General features: G+C 45.9%; 12 protein-coding genes. 4 read left to right on the forward strand and 8 right to left on the reverse strand.

The window, feature by feature from the left end:
- Nucleotides 1-315: 315 nt before the first annotated feature.
- The 3 genes from ACPUEN_RS13490 to ACPUEN_RS13500 are packed head-to-tail and all read right to left on the reverse strand — an operon-like array spanning nucleotide 316 to nucleotide 19,175.
- Complete coding sequence (locus ACPUEN_RS13490) at nucleotides 316-2,721, reverse strand: OmpA family protein (protein WP_425636423.1); 2,406 nt, start codon at nucleotides 2,719-2,721, stop codon at nucleotides 316-318.
- 2 nt (nucleotides 2,722-2,723) lie between these two features.
- Complete coding sequence (locus tag ACPUEN_RS13495) at nucleotides 2,724-3,698, reverse strand: PorP/SprF family type IX secretion system membrane protein (RefSeq protein WP_425636424.1); 975 nt, start codon at nucleotides 3,696-3,698, stop codon at nucleotides 2,724-2,726.
- Nucleotides 3,699-3,734: 36 nt separating this feature from the next.
- Complete coding sequence (locus ACPUEN_RS13500; RefSeq protein WP_425636428.1) at nucleotides 3,735-19,175, reverse strand: DUF7507 domain-containing protein; 15,441 nt, start codon at nucleotides 19,173-19,175, stop codon at nucleotides 3,735-3,737.
- 533 nt (nucleotides 19,176-19,708) lie between these two features.
- Between ACPUEN_RS13500 and ACPUEN_RS13505 the strand changes: the two genes are divergently transcribed.
- Both ACPUEN_RS13505 and ACPUEN_RS13510 read left to right on the forward strand, forming a co-directional pair.
- Complete coding sequence (locus tag ACPUEN_RS13505) at nucleotides 19,709-21,142, forward strand: aldehyde dehydrogenase family protein (protein ID WP_425636429.1); 1,434 nt, start codon at nucleotides 19,709-19,711, stop codon at nucleotides 21,140-21,142.
- Nucleotides 21,143-21,144: 2 nt separating this feature from the next.
- Nucleotides 21,145-22,020 carry an alpha/beta hydrolase fold domain-containing protein gene (locus ACPUEN_RS13510; protein ID WP_425636430.1) on the forward strand — a complete coding sequence of 292 codons (876 nt, stop codon included), beginning with the start codon at nucleotides 21,145-21,147 and terminating at the stop codon, nucleotides 22,018-22,020.
- Nucleotides 22,021-22,055: 35 nt separating this feature from the next.
- Here ACPUEN_RS13510 and ACPUEN_RS13515 read toward each other — a convergent pair whose 3' ends face one another.
- Together ACPUEN_RS13515 and ACPUEN_RS13520 are read right to left on the reverse strand one after the other, a co-directional pair.
- Entirely contained in the window at nucleotides 22,056-22,289 is a 234-nt protein-coding gene (locus ACPUEN_RS13515; RefSeq protein ID WP_111613145.1) for a hypothetical protein, read from the reverse strand.
- Nucleotides 22,264-22,866: an RNA polymerase sigma factor gene (locus ACPUEN_RS13520; protein ID WP_111613146.1), complete on the reverse strand. Its 603-nt coding sequence runs from the start codon at nucleotides 22,864-22,866 to the stop codon at nucleotides 22,264-22,266. The genes ACPUEN_RS13515 and ACPUEN_RS13520 overlap by 26 nt, the downstream gene beginning before the upstream one ends.
- Nucleotides 22,867-23,215: 349 nt before the next feature.
- Between ACPUEN_RS13520 and ACPUEN_RS13525 the strand changes: the two genes are divergently transcribed.
- Nucleotides 23,216-23,560 (forward strand): DUF3127 domain-containing protein, encoded by a 345-nt coding sequence (locus ACPUEN_RS13525; protein WP_425636431.1) that lies wholly within the window; start codon nucleotides 23,216-23,218, stop codon nucleotides 23,558-23,560.
- A 13-nt stretch (nucleotides 23,561-23,573) separates the two neighbouring features.
- Complete coding sequence (locus ACPUEN_RS13530; protein ID WP_425636432.1) at nucleotides 23,574-24,035, forward strand: hypothetical protein; 462 nt, start codon at nucleotides 23,574-23,576, stop codon at nucleotides 24,033-24,035.
- Here the strand turns inward: ACPUEN_RS13530 and ACPUEN_RS13535 are convergent.
- From ACPUEN_RS13535 to ACPUEN_RS13545, 3 genes are read right to left on the reverse strand one after another with little or no spacing between them, the layout of a single operon-like run.
- Nucleotides 24,032-24,175 carry a hypothetical protein gene (locus ACPUEN_RS13535; RefSeq protein WP_425636433.1) on the reverse strand — a complete coding sequence of 48 codons (144 nt, stop codon included), beginning with the start codon at nucleotides 24,173-24,175 and terminating at the stop codon, nucleotides 24,032-24,034. The two genes, ACPUEN_RS13530 and ACPUEN_RS13535, sit on opposite strands and share 4 nt — an antisense overlap.
- Nucleotides 24,176-24,213: 38 nt before the next feature.
- Entirely contained in the window at nucleotides 24,214-24,729 is a 516-nt protein-coding gene (gene purE / locus ACPUEN_RS13540) for a 5-(carboxyamino)imidazole ribonucleotide mutase (protein WP_425636434.1), read from the reverse strand.
- Nucleotides 24,726-25,871 carry a 5-(carboxyamino)imidazole ribonucleotide synthase gene (locus ACPUEN_RS13545; RefSeq protein WP_425636435.1) on the reverse strand — a complete coding sequence of 382 codons (1,146 nt, stop codon included), beginning with the start codon at nucleotides 25,869-25,871 and terminating at the stop codon, nucleotides 24,726-24,728. The genes purE and ACPUEN_RS13545 overlap by 4 nt, the downstream gene beginning before the upstream one ends.
- Nucleotides 25,872-25,895 lie beyond the last annotated feature (24 nt).

Genomic DNA, 25,895 nt, shown 5'->3' on the forward strand with positions numbered 1-25,895 from the left:
CCAAGCCTTCTATTATGCTGTTAAAGTACACTTTTTTGTATTTCATATCCAAGTGTTTCTTCAAAAAAATTTACATGTAATGCAATTTTGTAGATATGAAATCTATTTTTTAGGATTTAAAAAAGCTCTTTTACTTTCTGATTTCACAAAATAAACAATCCCTTAAAAAGCAACCTGGGTAAATTTAGGTACCGGATAAAGCCTAGGGAGTACTCGGGTTGTCAAGTTTCGACAACCGATAAATTCTAATTAACAAAAAAGAGTCCCACAAATGCGGGACTCTTTTTACATTTTACTATTCACATCAATAACGTATTACAACGTATCAACTTTCTTTTTCCTGCCTGTATAGGTAAAGGATGTCTTGCCTACCCGAAGTTCGGTGCGTCTGTTCAACTGGTGCATCGCCTCAGTACAGGTAATTTCAGTACAGTCATTTATTGGCTTGGTTTCCCCAAACCAGGTTTCTTCCATTCTGTTGTCCTCAATACCTCTTTCTGTAAGGTATTTCTTCACTGCTTCTGCTCTGCGCTCAGATAGGGGTTTGTTGTATTCGTCCGAACCCCGTTGATCTGTATGCCCTTCTATGTACAGCATCAGGTTTGGCATACGCTTCAACATTATTGCTGTACGCTCAAGCTCTTTCTTGTGTACCGATCTCAACATCGACTTGTCAAAGTCAAAGTAGATGGTAGGAATTGCAGCAAGCTCTTTCTGGATATCTTCAAATAAAGACTCCGGATCACAGAAATTAAGATCTTTAAAGCTCTCAGGAATTTCATATTGCTTACTTGGATCTGGGAAGGCTTCCAAGATGAGTTCTGACCTTCTGTTCATCTGATGATTTGCTTCACTACATGGCTTACCATTTCCACAATCATTCACCAATTCCTGCTCTCCAAACCATTCCAGTCTGATTCTATCGGCAGATATGTTATGCTGTGCCATGTACTCGGTCACTGCTTTTGCTCTGTTGTTGGAAAGAATAATGTTGTACTCGTCACTTGCTCTTGAGTCTGTGTGCGAAGCGACTAGTAGATCCAGGAATGGATATTTGTTCATCATTTCTCCAAGCTTATCCAAGGCCGGTTTTGCATCATCCCTGATCTTGAACTTATCCAGGTCATAATACACGATATCCACATAAACCGGCAACTGGTAAGGAATAGCGATCAATGTATACTCTCTTTTTACCGTGTCGCCTTCAAAACCCTTCGTAGTAATACTCTCGTCAGTCACACTGAAGTATCCAGGCTTCGAAATCACGATACCAAAGTCACTGTCCGGCTCAAGTTCCGCAAGAAGCTCACCTGTATCACCACGAGTAGTCTGTACGTTTCCATTTTGGGTTTTATCCCTTAATGTAGCCATGTAGCTGGAACTGATTACCAGTCCCTCACAATCAATCACTCTTGCCAAGAATTGCTTATATACATCCTGAACTGTGTAAATATCATCCAGTCCCTGGCCTCCCTTTCTATTGGAAGATAGGTATACTTCTTCTTTGCCATCTTCATCTAAAACTACACGATAGGCAAAGTCATCAGCTAAGGAGTTAATCGGCATGCCCATATTCTGTACATTGCTAAATTGGGTAGCTGTATAATCAGACTGGAATACATCCATACCTCCCACCCCAGGATGTCCCGTGGAGCTAAAGTAGAATTTATCACCCTTCCTGAAGGCATGTGATTCATTGCCGGAAGTATTGATGGTAGCGCCCAGGTTGACCGGAGCTCCAAAAGTCATGTCCGCATCATACGTGGCATAATACAGGTCTGTCCCACCCATTCCACCAGGCATATCCGAAGTGAAATACAAGCGCTTGGCTTCCTCATCCACATAGGGGTTCATTACTGCATAGCGTAAGGAGTCATTGAACGGTACCGCGGAGAATCCTTCCATTGTACCGTCTTCATTTAACTTGCTGTAGTAAATCTCCGGCTGAACAACGATGTCATCACGCTTGCGTACTTTCTTGATGTCTCTGGTTACCGAATAGAACAGCATTCCCTGCCCTTTGTCGTAACTTGGATCTGAAAAGTTGTATGTACCTGGCACATTTGAAACTAACTCAGTTACATTGCCTTCCGAATCTTGCTTATAGACCGAAAAATATTCCCGGTCTGTGAAATCACTTTTCTCATCACTGAAATATTTATTCTTGGCGTCAAACCTCAAACTTGGCATCTCACTGGGATAGCTCCCTCCCCGGTCTGACACAAAATATTTGTTTCCATTGGTGTCTACCGCCAAGTCAAAATCTGAACCGGCGGAGTTCAGCCCTTCAGCTGGCTCCAGCTTAACTTTTCGCTTACTCTTCAAAGTCAATAATTTAGCTACATCCAAACTGTCAGCTGATACTCCTTTTGCTTCAATGATACTTACTGCCTCATCAAAATTATCTGTCAGCTGAGCCGCTCTAAGAAACTGGGTATAATCCGAATTAGTCGCTTCATCATAGCCAACCGTGGTTTTCCACCACTCGTACGACTTATCATAATCACGAATCACATCTTCTGCCCCGGCTACTTTTTTGGCCGTAGCATACGTTGGCTTATTCGCATAAGCCTGCTCATACACTTCCAAAGCATGCGTATAGTTCATCAGCTCCATCTGCTTGTCTGCATAACGGATCTTGCTCTTCTGCGCCTCTGTAACTCCTACTGATCCAAAGATCATGGCTGCGGTAATACTGAGTATTGTAACTGTCTTTTTCATAATCAGAACCATCTTTGGTTTTTCATTACTGCGGTTTTTGGAGTGATGTAGTAACCTACAGATAGCTCATGGGAGTTGTTTCTGTAGTTGCTCAGCACATTCAGGTTGTGGTCATAGGCGTAGCCTAATCTTAAACGCTTGGTCGCGTAGATCTCAACAATCGCCGCAACTGCATTTCGATTATTCAGATTCTCCTGCAAATTGTCATTCCAGATCTTCATGTTACTCCGGTAGGATCCACCCACCCAAATCCGCTCTGCAAATAAAAACATCGCGTTCAGATCGTAGTTGGTAGGAGCTCCCTTCACTTCCTTGATCAGGAAGCTCGGCTTGAATTTTACCGTCTCCCCAAAATCAAAGATGGCTCCGGCGGTAAGGTAAAAATGAAAGTCATGGTAGGCCAGAGCCACATCCTCATTTTCCAGTGCTTTCCTCCCTATCATGTTGTACACACTAAATCCGGCATAGAAGTTATTCGTGTTGAAAAACAAACCTGTATTCAGGTTCGGGGTGGTCAGGTTGATCCTCCCGTCCGGAATTTCACTATCAGGCCAGTCATTCGGATCCAGCTCGCTGCCGTCTATCGAGTACTGCGAAAAGCCTGCACTCACTCCCAATCCCAGGTAACTGTTCGTCCCGGTCTGTATTCTGTAGGCATACGTCAACAAGCCCCCGGTGGTCCTGGTAGGACCCACCTTGTCGTTCAGAAACGATACCCCGAATCCCATCGTCCCTTCGTTCGCGGATAAATCCGCTGTCACCGTGAAGGTCTCAGGGGCTCCCGGGAAGTTAACCCACTGGCTGCGGTAGGTAGACTGTATATAGCCCTCCTGCTTGTAGCCTGCATACCCCGGATTAATGTGCAACCCGTTAAAGATATACTGGCTGAACTGCGGAAGCTGCTGCCCAAAAGTCCCTCCGGTGGCCAGTATGGCCACCAGAAAGGTCATTCCAATGATTTTAAAAGTAGTTTTCATATGCTGTCTATTTTCTTCCTGTCCGTAGACCAATGATTAGTCTTTAATTACCTGTATCCAACCTTTGAACTCATGCCTCTGCCCCGATGAATCAACTCCTGTCAATACATAGAAGTAAGTACCTGCTGTCTGACCCGGAGCATTCCAGTCATTCCTGTAATTCTCCTGCTCCAGAACATGGTCACCGTATCTGTTAAAGATTGTGATCTCAGTGCTTACAAATATATTAATCCCTTCGATTTCAAACGTATCGTTGTCGCCGTCTCCATTTGGAGTGATCACATTCGGTATATGGAATGGCTTGATCACATTCACATCGTCATCCTGATTATTGGTTTCATCCGTGTCATCTTCATCAGATCCGACTATTACTGTATTGGTGATCGTGCCCGGAGTTACTGCTTTCACCCTCACTCGTATAGTGATCGTAGCCCCGGCTTCCATTGCCGGAATTGTCCATGTGATGGCGCTTCCCGATACGTTACCGTTTACTGTGGCATTTGTGGTATTACTTGTAACAGTATTGCTGATGTAGCTCACCCCATTAGGTAGGTTATCAGTCACCACCACATTCGTCGCAGGAGTATCCCCGTTACTGATGACGATCTCGTACTCAAACTCATCCCCTTCAAAGATCTCTGCCTCAAAAGACGTCTTGGTCACACTCAGATCCACCTCATCGTTTTGCAGTCTGAACACTACTAAAGCATCATCGCTGTTAGATGGGTTGGCAACCTCACGAAGCGTATACTTCAAGGTGTATTCTCTAGCCTCATTCACCCCTGGAATCAGACTTAGCTCACCATTCTCATCGATCAGTAAACCTATCACTCCGTCCAGCTCGGTGAATTCGAAGTCAACATCCGCATCATCTGGCCTTACTCCATTCAATAAATCATTATCAAGGATGTTACCTAGTCTGCCACCATAGCTTAGGAAGTAAGTCCCGAAGTCATCGTCGTTGGCTATGATCTGGTTATTCGATACCCCAACTGAAACGCTATCCTCATCTTCGATGGTCTCCTCATTTGGCGTTGTTCCTTTTACAATCGCTACATTCAAGATCGATTCCTTCTGAAGATCCGCATCAGTTACCGTATAGGTTGTTTGTTCTTCTACTCCTTCTCCTGGCAGCAATGTGCCGATGTTCTTATCAAATCCAGTCATTGGATCTGTGATAGTAACGTCAGTTAAGGTCACATTTCCAGTATTAGTTATAGTTAAGGTATAGGTGATCACTTGACCAATTTCCTTAACCTCAGTCTGATCTGCTGTCTTCACAATCTGGATAGCCGGAATCTGAGTCACTGGTGTTTCAACCTGATCTTCATCACTTGGATCTTCATCACCCGGTGCATCACCTGTGGTAAGCGCAGTATTCAATATTGAACCTGCATCCACATCCCCCTGGGTCACTACATAGTCTGTGTTCACAGCTGAGGATGCTCCCGGAGCCAATGTTCCAACATTTTGGTCAAGCCCTGTCAACGGATCCGTAACCATTACATTGGTCAAGGTTACGTTGCCTGTGTTCGTTACTGTCAAGGTATACGTGATCACATCACCCGCTGCATCCACTTCAGCTCCGTTATCTGTCTTCACAATCTGGATAGAAGATGTCTGAATCGCATCAACCGTAGCATCATCACTGTCGCTCAACTCGGTTTCCCCGAAGGTAGCCGCCGCTGTCGCCGTGTTGGTGAAGCTGCCCGCATCCAGATCAGACTGGGTAACGGTATAGCTTGCAGTTACCACCGCACTCGCTCCAGGAGCAAGGGTCGCAATCGGACTGCCGCCGGTAATGGTAGCCTGTGGATCTGTTACCACAATGTTCTCTAAAGTCACATTGCCGGTATTCGTCACCACAATCTCATATGTTAGGATATCGCCTACTGCGTCGTAGCTGTCCTGATCTGCTGTCTTTTCAATGCTCAACGATGGAGTCTGAATCGCATCAACCGTAGCATCGTCACTCTCACTCAACTCGATTTCCCCGAAGGTAGCCGCCGCTGTCGCCGTGTTGGTGAAGCTGCCTGCATCCAGATCAGACTGGGTAACGGTATAGCTTGCAGTTACCGCCGCACTCGCTTCAGGAGCAAGGGTCGCAATCGGACTGCCTCCGGTAATGGTAGCCTGTGGATCTGTTACCACAATGTTCTCTAAAGTCACATTGCCGGTATTCGTCACCACAATCTCATATGTTAGGATATCGCCTACTGCGTCGTAGCTGTCCTGATCTGCTGTCTTTTCAATGCTCAACGATGGAGTTTGAATCGCATCAACCGTAGCATCGTCACTCTCACTCAACTCGGTTTCCCCGAAGGTAGCCGCCGCTGTCGCCGTGTTGGTGAAGCTGCCCGCATCCAGATCAGACTGGGTAACGGTATAGCTTGCAGTTACCGCCGCACTCGCTCCAGGAGCAAGGGTTGCAATCGGACTGCCGCCGGTGATCGTTGCCTGAGGATCTGTTACCACAATGTTCTCTAAAGTCACATTGCCGGTATTCGTCACCACAATCTCATATGTTAGGATATCGCCTACTGCGTCGTAGCTGTCCTGATCTGCTGTCTTTTCAATGCTCAACGATGGAGTCTGAATCGCATCAACCGTAGCATCGTCACTCTCACTCAACTCGGTTTCCCCGAAGGTAGCCGCCGCTGTCGCTGTGTTGGTGAAGCTGCCCGCATCCAGATCAGACTGGGTAACGGTATAGCTTGCAGTTACCGCCGCACTCGCTCCAGGAGCAAGGGTCGCAATCGGACTGCCTCCGGTAATGGTAGCCTGTGGATCTGTTACCACAATGTTCTCTAAAGTCACATTGCCGGTATTCGTCACCACAATCTCATATGTTAGGATATCGCCTACTGCGTCGTAGCTCGACTGGTCAGCGGTCTTCTCTATGCTCAACAATGGAGTCTGAATCGCATCAACCGTAGCATCGTCACTGTCGCTCAACTCGGTTTCCCCGAAGGTAGCCGCCGCTGTCGCTGTGTTGGTGAAGCTGCCCGCATCCAGATCAGACTGGGTAACGGTATAGCTTGCAGTTACCATCGCACTCGCTCCAGGAGCAAGGGTCGCAATCGGACTGCCGCCGGTAATGGTAGCCTGTGGATCTGTTACCACAATGTCACTCAAGGTCACATTGCCGGTATTCGTCACCACAATCTCATAAGTCAGGATATCGCCTGCCGCGTCGTAGCTGTCCTGATCTGCTGTCTTTTCAATGCTCAACAATGGAGTCTGAATCGCATCAACCGTAGCATCGTCACTGTCGCTCAACTCGGTTTCCCCGAAGGTAGCCGCCGCTGTCGCTGTGTTGGTGAAGCTGCCCGCATCCAGATCAGACTGGGTAACGGTATAGCTTGCAGTTACCACCGCACTCGCTCCAGGAGCAAGGGTCGCAATCGGACTGCCGCCGGTAATGGTAGCCTGTGGATCTGTTACCACAATGTTCTCTAAAGTCACATTGCCAATATTCGTCACCACAATCTCATAAGTCAAGATATCGCCTACTGCGTCGTAGCTGTCCTGATCTGCTGTCTTTTCAATGCTCAACGATGGAGTTTGAATCGCATCAACCGTAGCATCGTCACTCTCACTCAACTCGGTTTCCCCGAAGGTAGCCGCCGCTGTCGCCGTGTTGGTGAAGCTGCCCGCATCCAGATCAGACTGGGTAACGGTATAGCTTGCAGTTACCGCCGCACTCGCTCCAGGAGCAAGGGTTGCAATCGGACTGCCGCCGGTGATCGTTGCCTGAGGATCTGTTACCACAATGTTCTCTAAAGTCACATTGCCGGTATTCGTCACCACAATCTCATATGTTAGGATATCGCCTACTGCGTCGTAGCTGTCCTGATCTGCTGTCTTTTCAATGCTCAACGATGGAGTTTGAGTGAAGCAACCAGTAGCAGAATCAGCGTCTCTTGCAATCACGATATATTCTGCGCTAGGATTTTCAGATCCTGGCTGAGATTGTTCGTCATTGTATTCTCTTGCCTCAGCGAAGGCTGTATTCTCATAACACTCGCCCTCGATCATTTCCTGAGTAATAATAACATTCACAGTGAACGTTTCAACTCCTTCTGGAGCCAATTCAGCGATGGTCCAATTATCACCTGTAGTTTCATCCTCAACATAGATATCATACAAGGTAATATTACCTGTGTTTTCTACTTTGATTTCGAAGCTCAGGATACCATTAAGCTCATCATCATTAGAGACAAGTGTTTTGGTGACATCAAGAGATGGGTTTTGAGTCAACATAACTTCTTCACTTGCCTCAATCAGATCTGTCTGATCCGATTCTGCAGTCGCCGTGTTGTCGATGTCGCCATCTCCACCACCGTTCGTGTTCAGATCTTCCTGCGTGATCGCATAGCTCGCTTCTACTGTCTCACTCGCTCCTGGAGCAAGGTCCCCAATATTTACATCCGTTCCAGTCAATGGATCCACAACCATTACATTGGTCAAGGTCACGTTGCCTGTGTTGGTCACTACGATCTCGTAGTCTATAATCTCTTCTGCTGCGTTCAGCACTCCGTCACCTGCTTCGTCTACCATTACAGCAGTCTTGGTGATGGTCATCGTCGCACGCTGAGTCAACATAACTTCTTCACTTGCCTCAATCAGATCTGTCTGATCCGATTCTGCAGTCGCCGTGTTGTCGATGTCGCCATCTCCACCACCGTTCGTGTTCAGATCTTCCTGCGTGATCGCATAGCTCGCTTCTACTGTCTCACTCGCTCCTGGAGCAAGGTCCCCAATATTTACATCCGTTCCAGTCAATGGATCCACAACCATTACATTGGTCAAGGTCACGTTGCCTGTGTTGGTCACTACGATCTCGTAGTCTATAATCTCTTCTGCTGCGTTCAGCACTCCGTCACCTGCTTCGTCTACCATTACAGCAGTCTTGGTGATGGTCATCGTCGCACGCTGAGTCAACATAACTTCTTCACTTGCCTCAATCAGATCTGTCTGATCCGATTCTGCAGTCGCCGTGTTGTCGATGTCGCCATCTCCACCACCGTTCGTGTTCAGATCTTCCTGCGTGATCGCATAGCTCGCTTCTACTGTCTCACTCGCTCCTGGAGCAAGGTCCCCAATATTTACATCCGTTCCAGTCAATGGATCCACAACCATTACATTGGTCAAGGTCACGTTGCCTGTGTTGGTCACTACGATCTCGTAGTCTATAATCTCTTCTGCTGCGTTCAGCACTCCGTCACCTGCTTCGTCTACCATTACAGCAGTCTTGGTGATGGTCATCGTCGCACGCTGAGTCAACATAACTTCTTCACTTGCCTCAATCAGATCTGTCTGATCCGATTCTGCAGTCGCCGTGTTGTCGATGTCGCCATCTCCACCACCGTTCGTGTTCAGATCTTCCTGCGTGATCGCATAGCTCGCTTCTACTGTCTCACTCGCTCCTGGAGCAAGGTCCCCAATATTTACATCCGTTCCAGTCAATGGATCCACAACCATTACATTGGTCAAGGTCACGTTGCCTGTGTTGGTCACTACGATCTCGTAGTCTATAATCTCTTCTGCTGCGTTCAGCACTCCGTCACCTGCTTCGTCTACCATTACAGCAGTCTTGGTGATGGTCATCGTCGCACGCTGAGTCAACATAACTTCTTCACTTGCCTCAATCAGATCTGTCTGATCCGATTCTGCAGTCGCCGTGTTGTCGATGTCGCCATCTCCACCACCGTTCGTGTTCAGATCTTCCTGCGTGATCGCATAGCTCGCTTCTACTGTCTCACTCGCTCCTGGAGCAAGGTCCCCAATATTTACATCCGTTCCAGTCAATGGATCCACAACCATTACATTGGTCAAGGTCACGTTGCCTGTGTTGGTCACTACGATCTCGTAGTCTATAATCTCTTCTGCTGCGTTCAGCACTCCGTCACCTGCTTCGTCTACCATTACAGCAGTCTTGGTGATGGTCATCGTCGCACGCTGAGTCAACATAACTTCTTCACTTGCCTCAATCAGATCTGTCTGATCCGATTCTGCAGTCGCCGTGTTGTCGATGTCGCCATCTCCACCACCGTTCGTGTTCAGATCTTCCTGCGTGATCGCATAGCTCGCTTCTACTGTCTCACTCGCTCCTGGAGCAAGGTCCCCAATATTTACATCCGTTCCAGTCAATGGATCCACAACCATTACATTGGTCAAGGTCACGTTGCCTGTGTTGGTCACTACGATCTCGTAGTCTATAATCTCTTCTGCTGCGTTCAGCACTCCGTCACCTGCTTCGTCTACCATTACAGCAGTCTTGGTGATGGTCATCGTCGCACGCTGAGTCAACATAACTTCTTCACTTGCCTCAATCAGATCTGTCTGATCCGATTCTGCAGTCGCCGTGTTGTCGATGTCGCCATCTCCACCACCGTTCGTGTTCAGATCTTCCTGCGTGATCGCATAGCTCGCTTCTACTGTCTCACTCGCTCCTGGAGCAAGGTCCCCAATATTTACATCCGTTCCAGTCAATGGATCCACAACCATTACATTGGTCAAGGTCACGTTGCCTGTGTTGGTCACTACGATCTCGTAGTCTATAATCTCTTCTGCTGCGTTCAGCACTCCGTCACCTGCTTCGTCTACCATTACAGCAGTCTTGGTGATGGTCATCGTCGCACGCTGAGTCAACATAACTTCTTCACTTGCCTCAATCAGATCTGTCTGATCCGATTCTGCAGTCGCCGTGTTGTCGATGTCGCCATCTCCACCACCGTTCGTGTTCAGATCTTCCTGCGTGATCGCATAGCTCGCTTCTACTGTCTCACTCGCTCCTGGAGCAAGGTCCCCAATATTTACATCCGTTCCAGTCAATGGATCCACAACCATTACATTGGTCAAGGTCACGTTGCCTGTGTTGGTCACTACGATCTCGTAGTCTATAATCTCTTCTGCTGCGTTCAGCACTCCGTCACCTGCTTCGTCTACCATTACAGCAGTCTTGGTGATGGTCATCGTCGCACGCTGAGTCAACATAACTTCTTCACTTGCCTCAATCAGATCTGTCTGATCCGATTCTGCAGTCGCCGTGTTGTCGATGTCGCCATCTCCACCACCGTTCGTGTTCAGATCTTCCTGCGTGATCGCATAGCTCGCTTCTACTGTCTCACTCGCTCCTGGAGCAAGGTCCCCAATATTTACATCCGTTCCAGTCAATGGATCCACAACCATTACATTGGTCAAGGTCACGTTGCCTGTGTTGGTCACTACGATCTCGTAGTCTATAATCTCTTCTGCTGCGTTCAGCACTCCGTCACCTGCTTCGTCTACCATTACAGCAGTCTTGGTGATGGTCATCGTCGCACGCTGAGTCAACATAACTTCTTCACTTGCCTCAATCAGATCTGTCTGATCCGATTCTGCAGTCGCCGTGTTGTCGATGTCGCCATCTCCACCACCGTTCGTGTTCAGATCTTCCTGCGTGATCGCATAGCTCGCTTCTACTGTCTCACTCGCTCCTGGAGCAAGGTCCCCAATATTTACATCCGTTCCAGTCAATGGATCCACAACCATTACATTGGTCAAGGTCACGTTGCCTGTGTTGGTCACTACGATCTCGTAGTCTATAATCTCTTCTGCTGCGTTCAGCACTCCGTCACCTGCTTCGTCTACCATTACAGCAGTCTTGGTGATGGTCATCGTCGCACGCTGAGTCAACATAACTTCTTCACTTGCCTCAATCAGATCTGTCTGATCCGATTCTGCAGTCGCCGTGTTGTCGATGTCGCCATCTCCACCACCGTTCGTGTTCAGATCTTCCTGCGTGATCGCATAGCTCGCTTCTACTGTCTCACTCGCTCCTGGAGCAAGGTCCCCAATATTTACATCCGTTCCAGTCAATGGATCCACAACCATTACATTGGTCAAGGTCACGTTGCCTGTGTTGGTCACTACGATCTCGTAGTCTATAATCTCTTCTGCTGCGTTCAGCACTCCGTCACCTGCTTCGTCTACCATTACAGCAGTCTTGGTGATGGTCATCGTCGCACGCTGAGTCAACATAACTTCTTCACTTGCCTCAATCAGATCTGTCTGATCCGATTCTGCAGTCGCCGTGTTGTCGATGTCGCCATCTCCACCACCGTTCGTGTTCAGATCTTCCTGCGTGATCGCATAGCTCGCTTCTACTGTCTCACTCGCTCCTGGAGCAAGGTCCCCAATATTTACATCCGTTCCAGTCAATGGATCCACAACCATTACATTGGTCAAGGTCACGTTGCCTGTGTTGGTCACTACGATCTCGTAGTCTATAATCTCTTCTGCTGCGTTCAGCACTCCGTCACCTGCTTCGTCTACCATTACAGCAGTCTTGGTGATGGTCATCGTCGCACGCTGAGTCAACATAACTTCTTCACTTGCCTCAATCAGATCTGTCTGATCCGATTCTGCAGTCGCCGTGTTGTCGATGTCGCCATCTCCACCACCGTTCGTGTTCAGATCTTCCTGCGTGATCGCATAGCTCGCTTCTACTGTCTCACTCGCTCCTGGAGCAAGGTCCCCAATATTTACATCCGTTCCAGTCAATGGATCCACAACCATTACATTGGTCAAGGTCACGTTGCCTGTGTTGGTCACTACGATCTCGTAGTCTATAATCTCTTCTGCTGCGTTCAGCACTCCGTCACCTGCTTCGTCTACCATTACAGCAGTCTTGGTGATGGTCATCGTCGCACGCTGAGTCAACATAACTTCTTCACTTGCCTCAATCAGATCTGTCTGATCCGATTCTGCAGTCGCCGTGTTGTCGATGTCGCCATCTCCACCACCGTTCGTGTTCAGATCTTCCTGCGTGATCGCATAGCTCGCTTCTACTGTCTCACTCGCTCCTGGAGCAAGGTCCCCAATATTTACATCCGTTCCAGTCAATGGATCCACAACCATTACATTGGTCAAGGTCACGTTGCCTGTGTTGGTCACTACGATCTCGTAGTCTATAATCTCTTCTGCTGCGTTCAGCACTCCGTCACCTGCTTCGTCTACCATTACAGCAGTCTTGGTGATGGTCATCGTCGCACGCTGAGTCAACATAACTTCTTCACTTGCCTCAATCAGATCTGTCTGATCCGATTCTGCAGTCGCCGTGTTGTCGATGTCGCCATCTCCACCACCGTTCGTGTTCAGATCTTCCTGCGTGATCGCATAGCTCGCTTCTACTGTCTCACTCGCTCCTGGAGCAAGGTCCCCAATATTTACATCCGTTCCAGTCAATGGATCCACAACCATTACATTGGTCAAGGTCACGTTGCCTGTGTTGGTCACTACGATCTCGTAGTCTATAATCTCTTCTGCTGCGTTCAGCACTCCGTCACCTGCTTCGTCTACCATTACAGCAGTCTTGGTGATGGTCATCGTCGCACGCTGAGTCAACATAACTTCTTCACTTGCCTCAATCAGATCTGTCTGATCCGATTCTGCAGTCGCCGTGTTGTCGATGTCGCCATCTCCACCACCGTTCGTGTTCAGATCTTCCTGCGTGATCGCATAGCTCGCTTCTACTGTCTCACTCGCTCCTGGAGCAAGGTCCCCAATATTTACATCCGTTCCAGTCAATGGATCCACAACCATTACATTGGTCAAGGTCACGTTGCCTGTGTTGGTCACTACGATCTCGTAGTCTATAATCTCTTCTGCTGCGTTCAGCACTCCGTCACCTGCTTCGTCTACCATTACAGCAGTCTTGGTGATGGTCATCGTCGCACGCTGAGTCAACATAACTTCTTCACTTGCCTCAATCAGATCTGTCTGATCCGATTCTGCAGTCGCCGTGTTGTCGATGTCGCCATCTCCACCACCGTTCGTGTTCAGATCTTCCTGCGTGATCGCATAGCTCGCTTCTACTGTCTCACTCGCTCCTGGAGCAAGGTCCCCAATATTTACATCCGTTCCAGTCAATGGATCCACAACCATTACATTGGTCAAGGTCACGTTGCCTGTGTTGGTCACTACGATCTCGTAGTCTATAATCTCTTCTGCTGCGTTCAGCACTCCGTCACCTGCTTCGTCTACCATTACAGCAGTCTTGGTGATGGTCATCGTCGCACGCTGAGTCAACATAACTTCTTCACTTGCCTCAATCAGATCTGTCTGATCCGATTCTGCAGTCGCCGTGTTGTCGATGTCGCCATCTCCACCACCGTTCGTGTTCAGATCTTCCTGCGTGATCGCATAGCTCGCTTCTACTGTCTCACTCGCTCCTGGAGCAAGGTCCCCAATATTTACATCCGTTCCAGTCAATGGATCCACAACCATTACATTGGTCAAGGTCACGTTGCCTGTGTTGGTCACTACGATCTCGTAGTCTATAATCTCTTCTGCTGCGTTCAGCACTCCGTCACCTGCTTCGTCTACCATTACAGCAGTCTTGGTGATGGTCATCGTCGCACGCTGAGTCAACATAACTTCTTCACTTGCCTCAATCAGATCTGTCTGATCCGATTCTGCAGTCGCCGTGTTGTCGATGTCGCCATCTCCACCACCGTTCGTGTTCAGATCTTCCTGCGTGATCGCATAGCTCGCTTCTACTGTCTCACTCGCTCCTGGAGCAAGGTCCCCAATATTTACATCCGTTCCAGTCAATGGATCCACAACCATTACATTGGTCAAGGTCACGTTGCCTGTGTTGGTCACTACGATCTCGTAGTCTATAATCTCTTCTGCTGCGTTCAGCACTCCGTCACCTGCTTCGTCTACCATTACAGCAGTCTTGGTGATGGTCATCGTCGCACGCTGAGTCAACATAACTTCTTCACTTGCCTCAATCAGATCTGTCTGATCCGATTCTGCAGTCGCCGTGTTGTCGATGTCGCCATCTCCACCACCGTTCGTGTTCAGATCTTCCTGCGTGATCGCATAGCTCGCTTCTACTGTCTCACTCGCTCCTGGAGCAAGGTCCCCAATATTTACATCCGTTCCAGTCAATGGATCCACAACCATTACATTGGTCAAGGTCACGTTGCCTGTGTTGGTCACTACGATCTCGTAGTCTATAATCTCTTCTGCTGCGTTCAGCACTCCGTCACCTGCTTCGTCTACCATTACAGCAGTCTTGGTGATGGTCATCGTCGCACGCTGAGTCAACATAACTTCTTCACTTGCCTCAATCAGATCTGTCTGATCCGATTCTGCAGTCGCCGTGTTGTCGATGTCGCCATCTCCACCACCGTTCGTGTTCAGATCTTCCTGCGTGATCGCATAGCTCGCTTCTACTGTCTCACTCGCTCCTGGAGCAAGGTCCCCAATATTTACATCCGTTCCAGTCAATGGATCCACAACCATTACATTGGTCAAGGTCACGTTGCCTGTGTTGGTCACTACGATCTCGTAGTCTATAATCTCTTCTGCTGCGTTCAGCACTCCGTCACCTGCTTCGTCTACCATTACAGCAGTCTTGGTGATGGTCATCGTCGCACGCTGAGTCAACATAACTTCTTCACTTGCCTCAATCAGATCTGTCTGATCCGATTCTGCAGTCGCCGTGTTGTCGATGTCGCCATCTCCACCACCGTTCGTGTTCAGATCTTCCTGCGTGATCGCATAGCTCGCTTCTACTGTCTCACTCGCTCCTGGAGCAAGGTCCCCAATATTTACATCCGTTCCAGTCAATGGATCCACAACCATTACATTGGTCAAGGTCACGTTGCCTGTGTTGGTCACTACGATCTCGTAGTCTATAATCTCTTCTGCTGCGTTCAGCACTCCGTCACCTGCTTCGTCTACCATTACAGCAGTCTTGGTGATGGTCATCGTCGCACGCTGAGTCAACATAACTTCTTCACTTGCCTCAATCAGATCTGTCTGATCCGATTCTGCAGTCGCCGTGTTGTCGATGTCGCCATCTCCACCACCGTTCGTGTTCAGATCTTCCTGCGTGATCGCATAGCTCGCTTCTACTGTCTCACTCGCTCCTGGAGCAAGGTCCCCAATATTTACATCCGTTCCAGTCAATGGATCCACAACCATTACATTGGTCAAGGTCACGTTGCCTGTGTTGGTCACTACGATCTCGTAGTCTATAATCTCTTCTGCTGCGTTCAGCACTCCGTCACCTGCTTCGTCTACCATTACAGCAGTCTTGGTGATGGTCATCGTCGCACGCTGAGTCAACATAACTTCTTCACTTGCCTCAATCAGATCTGTCTGATCCGATTCTGCAGTCGCCGTGTTGTCGATGTCGCCATCTCCACCACCGTTCGTGTTCAGATCTTCCTGCGTGATCGCATAGCTCGCTTCTACTGTCTCACTCGCTCCTGGAGCAAGGTCCCCAATATTTACATCCGTTCCAGTCAATGGATCCACAACCATTACATTGGTCAAGGTCACGTTGCCTGTGTTGGTCACTACGATCTCGTAGTCTATAATCTCTTCTGCTGCGTTCAGCACTCCGTCACCTGCTTCGTCTACCATTACAGCAGTCTTGGTGATGGTCATCGTCGCACGCTGAGTCAACATAACTTCTTCACTTGCCTCAATCAGATCTGTCTGATCCGATTCTGCAGTCGCCGTGTTGTCGATGTCGCCATCTCCACCACCGTTCGTGTTCAGATCTTCCTGCGTGATCGCATAGCTCGCTTCTACTGTCTCACTCGCTCCTGGAGCAAGGTCCCCAATATTTACATCCGTTCCAGTCAATGGATCCACAACCATTACATTGGTCAAGGTCACGTTGCCTGTGTTGGTCACTACGATCTCGTAGTCTATAATCTCTTCTGCTGCGTTCAGCACTCCGTCACCTGCTTCGTCTACCATTACAGCAGTCTTGGTGATGGTCATCGTCGCACGCTGAGTCAACATAACTTCTTCACTTGCCTCAATCAGATCTGTCTGATCCGATTCTGCAGTCGCCGTGTTGTCGATGTCGCCATCTCCACCACCGTTCGTGTTCAGATCTTCCTGCGTGATCGCATAGCTCGCTTCTACTGTCTCACTCGCTCCTGGAGCAAGGTCCCCAATATTTACATCCGTTCCAGTCAATGGATCCACAACCATTACATTGGTCAAGGTCACGTTGCCTGTGTTGGTCACTACGATCTCGTAGTCTATAATCTCTTCTGCTGCGTTCAGCACTCCGTCACCTGCTTCGTCTACCATTACAGCAGTCTTGGTGATGGTCATCGTCGCACGCTGAGTCAACATAACTTCTTCACTTGCCTCAATCAGATCTGTCTGATCCGATTCTGCAGTCGCCGTGTTGTCGATGTCGCCATCTCCACCACCGTTCGTGTTCAGATCTTCCTGCGTGATCGCATAGCTCGCTTCTACTGTCTCACTCGCTCCTGGAGCAAGGTCCCCAATATTTACATCCGTTCCAGTCAATGGATCCACAACCATTACATTGGTCAAGGTCACGTTGCCTGTGTTGGTCACTACGATCTCGTAGTCTATAATCTCTTCTGCTGCGTTCAGCACTCCGTCACCTGCTTCGTCTACCATTACAGCAGTCTTGGTGATGGTCATCGTCGCACGCTGAGTCAACATAACTTCTTCACTTGCCTCAATCAGATCTGTCTGATCCGATTCTGCAGTCGCCGTGTTGTCGATGTCGCCATCTCCACCACCGTTCGTGTTCAGATCTTCCTGCGTGATCGCATAGCTCGCTTCTACTGTCTCACTCGCTCCTGGAGCAAGGTCCCCAATATTTACATCCGTTCCAGTCAATGGATCCACAACCATTACATTGGTCAAGGTCACGTTGCCTGTGTTGGTCACTACGATCTCGTAGTCTATAATCTCTTCTGCTGCGTTCAGCACTCCGTCACCTGCTTCGTCTACCATTACAGCAGTCTTGGTGATGGTCATCGTCGCACGCTGAGTCAACATAACTTCTTCACTTGCCTCAATCAGATCTGTCTGATCCGATTCTGCAGTCGCCGTGTTGTCGATGTCGCCATCTCCACCACCGTTCGTGTTCAGATCTTCCTGCGTGATCGCATAGCTCGCTTCTACTGTCTCACTCGCTCCTGGAGCAAGGTCCCCAATATTTACATCCGTTCCAGTCAATGGATCCACAACCATTACATTGGTCAAGGTCACGTTGCCTGTGTTGGTCACTACGATCTCGTAGTCTATAATCTCTTCTGCTGCGTTCAGCACTCCGTCACCTGCTTCGTCTACCATTACAGCAGTCTTGGTGATGGTCATCGTCGCACGCTGAGTCAACATAACTTCTTCACTTGCCTCAATCAGATCTGTCTGATCCGATTCTGCAGTCGCCGTGTTGTCGATGTCGCCATCTCCACCACCGTTCGTGTTCAGATCTTCCTGCGTGATCGCATAGCTCGCTTCTACTGTCTCACTCGCTCCTGGAGCAAGGTCCCCAATATTTACATCCGTTCCAGTCAATGGATCCACAACCATTACATTGGTCAAGGTCACGTTGCCTGTGTTGGTCACTACGATCTCGTAGTCTATAATCTCTTCTGCTGCGTTCAGCACTCCGTCACCTGCTTCGTCTACCATTACAGCAGTCTTGGTGATGGTCATCGAACAAACTTCCTTAGCAATTGTAAACTCTTTAGTAACCGTACAACCTCTATCGTCAGTTACAATTACGGAATAAGTTCCAGCGGATAATCCAGATTGATCTTCAGCATTAGCCACTAAACCAGAGCCATTATTAGTTGACCAAGCATAGGTAAAAGGCGCTAACCCACCAGTTGGTGTTAAATCTATAGAACCAGTATTAGTGACAGTACAATCATCATCTACTTTGATACCACTCGCACCTAAAAATTCATATAGTGAAACAGTCTTTTGAAGGGTTTTAGTAATTCCTTCACTAGTCACTTGAAGTGTAACACCATATTCACCAGCTGATCCAAAATTAACATTTTGAGGATCAGAAGCTCCTGAGGAAGCTGGATTACCACCAGTAAAGGACCATGCATAAGTATATGCTGCAGGATTACCGCCAGTGGATAAATCTTCAAAATCAACTGTAAAATCATCACAATTAGCAGTGAAATCAAAATTGGCAACCAATGGCGTTCTTACTAAAAATGTCGCGGAGGGACGAGAACACTGAGAGTTTCCAGCGGATGTTTGACAAGCATCTGTATCACTATTTATATTTCCTGTTAACCAGTGAATATAAAGATTATCTATAGATAATTCAGATCCGTATGGCCATGAAAAATTTGCTATTTTAAAGGTTTCTCCATCAATAATATTTCGAGCAACACCGTTATTCTTCACTGAAACACAGTTAGCAATTGCTGTCGGAGCATTCCCATCAATTGAAATATTAAATTGAATATGAGGATTATATCCATTACCGCTAACTGCCCAAGTAGCCCAAATCTCACCTACAACTAATTGTCCTATAGGGGTTCCTTCAAGGTCTGCTGGATCAGCAGCCCTGAATTCAATAGCTGTGACTCTCAGATTTTGCTGATTACAACCCTGGTTAGTTAATACAAATGGGGTTGTCGGGGTAATTACTTGAGCGAAAGATGTCATGTTTGGCAAAACTGATCCCACCGCTAAAAAGAAGAAGAAGGTTAAAAACCAAAGACTCCTTTTTTGAAATATGCCCCTTTCGAAAAATCCACTTTTCTGTGGTCGGGAGCTGAATTGACAATTGGATGTACTGTCCATATCGGTATTAGTTAAAATTTTTCTAGTTCGTAATTGTCTATCTATAATCTTCTGTTTTTCAGATACTTCGTAAAGAAAAAACATTCTTTCCTAACTACTTTTTTCCTTATTCTTTGGAGCCCACATCATTCAAAAATGGACGAATGAGATGCCTTCCCCCCCAAACAACACTAATTATTTGTCGTAAAAATACACTTTAATGTTTTTCATATCCAAATTTTTCTGCAAAAAATATTGCATGTAATACAATTTTATAGATATGAAATTATTGTTATTGTGTTTAAAAGTATATTTAATTAAATAGTTATGGTTATTTCTCCCAGAATTTCTCTCCAAACCAAATGCGATTAAAATCCTATTTTTAGCGAGAAATTAAATTCCTTGTTGATAAAAAAATGATTAATACAGACTCATCTTTAAAAAACCCAAATCCAGAAATTATTTTTCAGTCTCAGCGTGAGACTTCCTTCAAATGGAGAAATTCTTCTTATGAAGACAGGGTAAATCGATTAAAAAAAATAAGAAACTGGATAAAAGATAATCAGCAAGCGATCCGTGAAGCGCTAAAGAACGATTTTGGGAAGCCTGAAGCAGAAACAGATCTCAGCGAAATATTCCCAGTAACTGCTGAAATCAATCATAGTATTAAAAACCTGAAAAAGTGGATGAAACCTAAATCGGTCTCAACCCCACTTCCCATGCTAGGAACAACCAGCAAAACATATGTAGAGCCTAAAGGCACTTCACTGATTATATCTCCATGGAATTATCCCTTTAACCTAACTATTGGCCCACTGATTTCAGCCCTATCCGCCGGCTGTACCGCCGTTATAAAGCCCTCAGAGATGACTCCTCATACTTCTGAACTGGTCTCCAAAATGATTTCTGAGCTTTTTGAACCAAGTGAAGTCGCAGTAGTTTTAGGTGAAGTTAAAGTTTCAACCGAACTACTTAAACTACCTTTTGATCATATATTTTTCACTGGAAGCCCGGCAGTTGGGAAAATTGTCATGAAAGCTGCAGCTGAGAATCTAAGTTCTGTCACGTTGGAGTTGGGTGGGAAATCTCCTGTTATTCTAGCGCAGGATGCTGATTGTAAAGATGCTGCTGAAAAGATTATCTGGGGAAAGTATGTCAATTGTGGACAAACCTGCATTGCTCCAGACTATATATTAGTACATGATTCTCTTCAAGAGACTCTTATCATGGAATTGAAGGTAGCTTTACAAAAAATGTACGATCCTGATTACACTGGAATAGAAAAATCACCTGATTTGGCTAGGATGATAAATGATAAGCACTTTGAAAGACTGACTGGAATTATGGAAGATGCTTTATTGAAGGGTACTGAGATAGCATTCGGAGGAAATTATAACCCACAAACCCGCTACATAGACCCAACTATTTTAACCAAAGTAGATGATGAAATGCAGGTAATGCAGGAGGAAATCTTCGGCCCCATCTTACCTATTTTAAGCTACAGCACTTTAGAAGAAGCTATAGAATATGTCAATTCCAAACCAAAGCCATTAGCACTTTACTATTTTGGTAAGAATCAGGAAAATACTTCAAAAGTTTTAAAGGAAACAAGCTCAGGGAATACTGTAATCAATGACTGCGTTTTACATTTCCTCCATTTAGAACTACCATTTGGTGGGGTAAATAATAGTGGAATAGGAAAAGCACATGGTTATCATGGGTTTTTAGCTTTCAGCAATGAAAAAGGAGTACTCAGGCAACGGGTAGGGTTCAATAATGTTACGCTACTCAGGCCACCTTATGGGGTAAGGGCAAAACAAATAATCGCTTCATTAATAAAATGGTTTTGAAAATGAGGAATAGGTTTTATTGCATCTCCAAAAAAATCACATTTGGAATATTTATTCTTGCTGCTTTTTGGAGCTGCACTTCCAATGGAGATGAAAACCCATCAAAGGGACTCGAATCATTAGACTTATCCGATCAATCGTATGGATCAGAGCCCAATCAAATGATGGATGTGTACCTACCTGCCGGTAGATCAACAAAAGATACCCCCCTACTAATCTATATTCACGGAGGAGCTTGGGTAGAAGGTAGCAAAGAAGAATTTAAACAATTTAGATCATCCCTTTCGTCTGCTTTGCCAGGTTATGCTTTTGTATCTATCAACTACAGCTTATATAACTTTACAACTGGAACAAATAAATTTCCAACCCAAGAAAATCAAGTAATTGAGGCAATAAACTATATTCTAAGCAAATCGCTTGAATGGAATATTTCTGACACTATCATTCTCGCAGGAGCAAGTGCAGGAGGGCATTTAGCATTATTACATGCCTACAAGCATGAATCAGTTGGCAATCTAAAAGCTGTAGTAGCTTTCTTTCCTCCAACTGATCTAGCTGAATTATATGACTATAGCTTCCTTACAATTACTGGTCTCGGAGGACTTTTAGGAGGCAGTCCAATGGAAAATCCTACAGCCTATGCCGATTCCAGCCCGATTACATTTATTGATAGTCAATCAGTTCCAACTATTTTTTTCCATGGCACAGCAGATAACGTAGTACCTATTTCCCAAAGTGAAATTTTAGAAGAAAAATTATCTGAGGCTGGTGTAAAGCATGAATTTACCAAAGTCCTGAATCAGGGACATGGATTTAGCTTAGAAACTTATCCTGTATTGTTTCAGCAAGCAGCAGCCTTTATCAAGGAACTGCAATAAAAAAATCCCGCCAAAAGAGCGGGATTACCATATTTTCAGACTCGCTCGAGTCCCGTAGATTGGGCTCTCGATTTGATCGCCTGTACTACTTTTTCCGAAGGTTGAAGCTGGATTTGATCCATCTGCTCTATTGTGCTCAGCATTTCTACGTATTCTTGCATCAGTGATTCATCACTGTGTAAGGCTTGCACTAAGAGTTCTTGTTCTACCTCCGACATTTCCTGATAAATATATCTTACCAGATCATTTGGGGTAAATGGTTTTATCATATGCAAAATTTAGTTGTTTCATCTTCTTCCGCAGATGGATTAGCGCGTATCGCATCCTTCCAAGAGCAGTATTAATACTCACACCTGTCTGATCAGCAATTTCCTGAAAACTCATATCCAGATAATGACGCATAATCAGGACCTGCTTTTGAGTTTCGGGAAGCTCTTCGATCAGGCGCTTCACTAGCTCAATATTCTCATCCCTTACCTGTCGATCTTCCACATTTTCCTCTGCAAATCTCAGCGAGTTAAATATATTAGAACCATCCTCCATCAGTATGGTTGGATATCGCTTGGCTTTTCTAAAATAATCAATAGCCAGATTGTGAGATATCCGCATCACCCAAGGCTGAAACTTCCCCTCTTCGTTGTATTTATCTGAATTGAGTGTTTTGACCACTTTCACAAACACATCTTGAAGTAAATCTTCAGCTACCTTCTGATCCTTAACGATCAAAAATATTGTGGTGTACATTTTACCTTTATAGCGATCTACTAATAGATCAAAGGCAGCATCACTACCATTTCGATACTGTGCAATCAATTCGCTGTCCTTAGGACCAATTCGTTTACTCATTTTAAGTTGGTTTATTATAAACGTAAAGGTCTAGGCCATAGTATCCAGTAAGGGTGAAAGAAAAAGAAATGTTTTTAAAAGTAGGATTTCGAAAACAACTCTGCAAAGAAAATTCAAGGATTTTATTTCACAAAGCATAAGAAGAACACAATCCAAATTTTATTTTTCAAATAAAGCCGAAAACGATATTTTCTTTGAAACATACAAAATCCAGACTACTCATTAACCAATGTTTATGCCAAAAAATGTTAAAATTCACATTAAGAACGAAGTAAATTGAACCCGTCCAACCAGAACATTTCAAGTGCTTTGTGTAACTTCGCGTAGATAGAAATTTAAAATAAATACAATGGAATTGAGCGGAAAAATTATCCAAAAACTACCCGAAGTAGGTGGAACATCAAAAAGCGGTAACTCTTGGAAAAAGCAAGAATATATACTGGAAACCTCAGGGCAATACGCCAAAAAGGTTTGTGTGTCAGTTTGGGGAGATAAAATCGATCAATTTGCTATTTCCGAAGGTGAAAATGTAACCATGAGCATAGACGTAGAAAGTAGAGAATACAATGGCCGATGGTACACTGAAGTGAAGGCTTTCAAAGTAGATAAAAATGGCGGTGGATCGGCCCCTTCAAATCTGCCTGAAATGGATACTTTCCATTCGGAGGGAGAAGAAGATAAATTACCTTTCTAAAAACTTCGGTCCTATGTGGGATGATGACGATGATGATGAGTCAGGATGGGACGAAGACGATGAATTCGATGCGCGCAAGGAACACGGAAACATCTATAAGCACCCATTAATGAAAAAGGCAAAGGATATCTTTGCCTTAACCCGAGCGTTGGTAGGAAGTCTAGATGAGGCTCGAAAGGAGCTTTATGGTAATATCATGATGGAAGATGCGATGGTTTTGAGTGCCAAATTTGCTGCTGCTGAAGCTACCTCTGACTACGTCCTCAAAATGGAAAAGGCAGTAATCATGAAAGTACATGCTAAAAGCCTAAACACCATGACTTATCAATTGGGAATGGAAGAAACCCACGCAGAGGAGCATTTGGAATTGCTAAGAGAAGCTATAGAAGAATATCGTATGCTCTTTATTGAGTGGCAAAAGGGATTTGACTCTACTGAGAAAAATGATGACGGATGGGGAATCTTTACGGATTAACCACTTCCAAATTGGAATCCGAAATAAGCCCCAACACCCATCAAGACCAACGTGATCACTCCCAATAGGACTAACACGTCTAAGGGAACTTCCCAAGGCACATCTCCGATTTTAAATCGAATTATCTTTTTCCAATTCATAGTAACAAGTAAAAATGCGGCTCAAGAGCCGCATTTTTTTATTTCTTTAAAATCTCTCTCCAGCCTTTAGCTTCTATCTGAGCGGCAGATTCCTCTACTTTTTCCTTCAGTGTCTTTTTATACGCATCCAAGCTTTCTCCAACTTTAGAATCGAATGATCCCACAATTGAAGCAGCAAGAATACCGGCATTTTTCCCGCCATTCAATGCAACTGTTGCTACAGGAATACCTCCTGGCATTTGCAAAATTGACAAAATGCTATCCCAGCCATCGATGGAATTTGAGCTTTTGATAGGAACTCCGATTACGGGAAGGCTAGTCATCGAAGCTACCATTCCCGGCAAATGCGCCGCACCACCCGCTCCTGCCACAATAACCTTAATCCCACGCTCCCTAGCTGAATGTGCATAATCAATCATGCGCTGTGGGGTTCTGTGTGCAGAAACTACTGTTAGCTCATAGGGTACTCCTAATTCCTCTAGCATTTGCGCAGCTTCTGCCATAATCGGAAGATCCGATTGGCTGCCCATGATAATTCCTACCTGTGGATTCATGATATAGATTTGATTTTGATTAACTCTTTTATTCGCTGCGCTTTTTCTTTCAAGCCTGCAACGGTATCCGATACTATGGTCACATGTCCCATTTTTCTAAAAGGCTTAGTGACTTTCTTGCCATACAGATGAATGTAAACTCCCTGTTCTGCAAGCGCTTCCTCCTGCCCTTCTACCAAAACTGGCCCTGTAAAGCCATCTTCTCCGAGCAAATTAATCATTGCAGCTGGGCATCTCAGGTCAGGATTACCTAACGGCCAATTCAACACGGAGCGTAAATGCTGCTCAAATTGCGAGGTAAAATTAGCTTCTATGGTATGATGCCCACTATTATGAGGACGAGGCGCTACTTCATTGACCAGTACTTCCCCATCTTTGGTGACAAACATCTCTACAGCCAAAATCCCTACCATTCCAAGTTTGAGAATCACATCCTTAGCGATCTCTTCAGCTTTTTCTGCTACTTCTTTACTGATCTCTGCTGGCGCAAAAAGAAACTCCACCAAATTAGCCGTTGGGTGAAAAGCACATTCTACAGCAGGATAAGCTATTAAATCCCCGGCCTCATTTCTTGCTACAGTGACTGCAATTTCCTTATCAAAGTCGATTAGTTTTTCCAGCAAACCAGGTGCATCAAAGGCCTTGTCCAAGTCAGCTTCAGATCTCAATACCTGAACACCGCGTCCATCATAGCCTTCTTTCCCCAGTTTATTTACTGCGGGAAGAAAATCCGCATTGTGGATAACTTCAGCTTTATCAGAAGTCAGAATAAAGTCCGCAGTAGGGATCCCGTTCAGCTGATAAAACTGCTTTTGCTTACGCTTATCCTTTATCAAGCTCAGAATATCAGGCTGTGGATAAACCTTCTTTCCTTCACGCTGCAATTTTTCAAGCGCCTCGGTATTAACACTTTCAATCTCCACCGTGATTACATCACAGCCGTGACCAAATGCATAAACAGTATCAAAGTCTTTGAGGGAGCCTACAGTAAATCGCTGTGATAGATCCTTGCATGGCGCGTTCGGATCTGGATCCAAAATGTGGATATCCTGATTATAGTTGATTGCCGACTGAATAAGCATTCGGCCCAATTGACCTCCTCCGAGGACTCCCAAAATGGGTGATTGCGATGGTATTGCCATAGTTTATTTGTAATCAAAAATAAG

Origin of the sequence: Algoriphagus yeomjeoni (genome assembly GCF_049821175.1) — a bacterium.
GTDB classification, from domain to species: Bacteria; Bacteroidota; Bacteroidia; order Cytophagales; family Cyclobacteriaceae; genus Algoriphagus; species Algoriphagus yeomjeoni_A.

What these genes read in the sequence shown, in the direction of transcription:
- ACPUEN_RS13530 (WP_425636432.1), top strand. Translation starts at nt 23,574, where the DNA reads ATGTGGGATGATGACGATGATGATGAGTCAGGATGGGACGAAGACGAT.
- ACPUEN_RS13495 (WP_425636424.1), bottom strand. Translation starts at nt 3,698, where the DNA reads ATGAAAACTACTTTTAAAATCATTGGAATGACCTTTCTGGTGGCCATA.
- ACPUEN_RS13545 (WP_425636435.1), bottom strand. Translation starts at nt 25,871, where the DNA reads ATGGCAATACCATCGCAATCACCCATTTTGGGAGTCCTCGGAGGAGGT.
- purE (WP_425636434.1), bottom strand. Translation starts at nt 24,729, where the DNA reads ATGAATCCACAGGTAGGAATTATCATGGGCAGCCAATCGGATCTTCCG.
- ACPUEN_RS13490 (WP_425636423.1), bottom strand. Translation starts at nt 2,721, where the DNA reads ATGAAAAAGACAGTTACAATACTCAGTATTACCGCAGCCATGATCTTT.
- ACPUEN_RS13525 (WP_425636431.1), top strand. Translation starts at nt 23,216, where the DNA reads ATGGAATTGAGCGGAAAAATTATCCAAAAACTACCCGAAGTAGGTGGA.
- ACPUEN_RS13520 (WP_111613146.1), bottom strand. Translation starts at nt 22,866, where the DNA reads ATGAGTAAACGAATTGGTCCTAAGGACAGCGAATTGATTGCACAGTAT.
- ACPUEN_RS13510 (WP_425636430.1), top strand. Translation starts at nt 21,145, where the DNA reads ATGAGGAATAGGTTTTATTGCATCTCCAAAAAAATCACATTTGGAATA.
- ACPUEN_RS13500 (WP_425636428.1), bottom strand. Translation starts at nt 19,175, where the DNA reads ATGACATCTTTCGCTCAAGTAATTACCCCGACAACCCCATTTGTATTA.
- ACPUEN_RS13505 (WP_425636429.1), top strand. Translation starts at nt 19,709, where the DNA reads ATGATTAATACAGACTCATCTTTAAAAAACCCAAATCCAGAAATTATT.
- ACPUEN_RS13535 (WP_425636433.1), bottom strand. Translation starts at nt 24,175, where the DNA reads ATGAATTGGAAAAAGATAATTCGATTTAAAATCGGAGATGTGCCTTGG.
- ACPUEN_RS13515 (WP_111613145.1), bottom strand. Translation starts at nt 22,289, where the DNA reads ATGATAAAACCATTTACCCCAAATGATCTGGTAAGATATATTTATCAG.